Consider the following 2,033-nt stretch of genomic DNA (forward strand, 5'->3'; position numbering starts at 1 on the left):
TATTCCTTGTGAGTTATGTTGGTATCAAAGGATTTTAATGTATCCCTTAGTAATAATAATTTTCATGGTAATCTATACAGAAAATCCAAAGGCAAAGTTGTATATACTACCATTCTCAATAATGGGTTTATTAATGTCGTTTTATCATATCCTTATTCAAAAAATACCGTCTTTATCAAAGATTACATCTTGTAAAGAATTAATTCCTTGTAACGTGGATTATTTAAATTGGTTTGGTTTTATAACTATTCCCATGTTAGCTTTTGTTGCTTTTCTTTTAATTACAATTCTAGTTTCATTAAAAAAATAGCGACAGTGAAAAAATCTTCAACTTTCAAAAACTATGTAAAAAGTAAAACCGTCCTGATGGGCGGTTTTACTTTTTACATAATGCCGGTAATAACCCATACCTGTATTTAAATTAGTCATAGAAATCAAAAAACACACTAACATATACCATATTTACACCCTAATCCTGATAGTGATATAATATTCCCCCCACTTTCACTTCGTTTAAAAGTGATGGATTCCTAATCCCCGCAGTCCTTGCGGTTAGAAACCGATTCATCCCCCTTGAGAAAGGGGTCTTATTGGCTAAAATGAGAAAAAGAACCTACTGGAGTTCAGGTTCTTTTAGAATTGATGATATTTTCTTAACTTCACAAAGTGAGAAAATACAAAAATGTAATACATTGAGTTTTAGAGAATTTCAACACTTAAGAAATTCTTTCGAAATGAAAAAACTTTTATGTAACACTAATATCTTTTCTTATTTCTATTTCTCTTAATGAGTCCATAAATTTTATCCATAACAAACTCTTCTTTTTCTTTCCAAATAGCTTCAGCTTCCTCTAATGAAACTACTCTCACTAACTCCTCAATTGCTGTATCTTTAACTAAAAAAGTAGCTATAGCCCCTGTAGCTGTTGAATATTTACTAATAACGGAATCTATAATCGTATCAATTTCTAGTAACTTATTATTAGACTCTTTTTCATTTTGACTACTGTTGTTTAATATTTTTTTATCGGAAAGTTCTTTTAAGCGAGAATTTAGAATAAATTCTACATAACCGATCGGCGAATCAATATCTGAGCGAAAACGTATATCCTCAATTATCTCTAATACAATTTCTTTATGCTCTTCCCATTTCTCAAACACTTTAGGAAACACCTTTTCTTTACAACGTTCTTCAAATCTTTTAATTTTTTGTTCGAATGTATTTGGCTGCTGAAACTTATCTAATTTCTTTTCAAAATGAACTAAATCAGAATCTTTCTTTTTCTGAGAACGAATGATGAATCTAATTTTTTGTACTTTCCTACCTAGTTTAATTTCCTCAAATTCAAATGAAATATCTGTTTTTTGGTTTAATTCTTTTTGAGAGGGCTTCAACACACGTTGCTTGAAATTTGCATAGTTAGGGTATACATCCATCGCATCTAAGTAATACCTTAAATTTTCTAGACTAATTGTACGTTCTTTTAAATCTTCATATTGCTTGAGTAATTCATAAATACGTATGGCATATGTACTTTTTAATTTAACAACATTAGCCAATCTATAACTTGTAAATTTGCTACTTAATTCTAATAAGAATGGCTTTAATAAAGGATCGAAACGCATATCAATTGTACCTTTATTTCTATTGTAAATTGCTGAAGAAAGCCAAGATACTTGTATTAATTCTTCCCCTGCTCGAATTTCTATTACTTTTGATAATAGTTCCTTTGTAATCTTACTTAACTCTGTATATTTAGTAGATCCATTCAAACCAAGTAGATCATGAAATTGTTTAATTGGAAATGTGTATGTTTTAAAATCCCGATCATTGGGTTCAATATTACTTGCCAAACAAAGTAACATCTTTTGTTCAACTAAATTCAAACGTGAATTAGCTTCTATCAAGGTATTTGATTTAGAAACTATATTATTCTCTTTAATTTGTAAGTCTTGATTTATAGACATATCTACATACGTCATTCCTTTCCTACCTCTACTGCTAAATTAACTATAACAAACAAATTCACTTT

The 2,033-nt window shown here is 29.2% G+C and carries 2 protein-coding genes; one reads left to right on the top strand and one right to left on the bottom strand.

Annotated elements, in window-relative coordinates:
- Position 1: 1 nt before the first annotated feature.
- Positions 2 to 310 carry a disulfide bond formation protein B gene (locus tag ACQGS6_RS27245; RefSeq protein WP_426965927.1) on the top strand — a complete coding sequence of 103 codons (309 nt, stop codon included), beginning with the start codon at positions 2 to 4 and terminating at the stop codon, positions 308 to 310.
- A gap of 446 nt (positions 311 to 756) precedes the next feature.
- On the opposite strand, the gene ACQGS6_RS27250 is transcribed toward ACQGS6_RS27245, so the two are convergent.
- Entirely contained in the window at positions 757 to 1,968 is a 1,212-nt protein-coding gene (locus ACQGS6_RS27250) for a replication initiation protein (protein WP_426965928.1), read from the bottom strand.
- Between the last annotated feature and the right edge of the window lie 65 nt (positions 1,969 to 2,033).

It is taken from the genome of Bacillus sp. GMs2/2 (assembly GCF_050172095.1).
Classification (GTDB): Bacteria; Bacillota; Bacilli; order Bacillales; family Bacillaceae_G; genus Bacillus_A; species Bacillus_A cereus.

Bases quoted from the DNA above. Each gene is read 5' to 3' on its own strand.
- ACQGS6_RS27250 (WP_426965928.1), bottom strand. From the start codon at position 1,968: ATGTCTATAAATCAAGACTTACAAATTAAAGAGAATAATATAGTTTCT.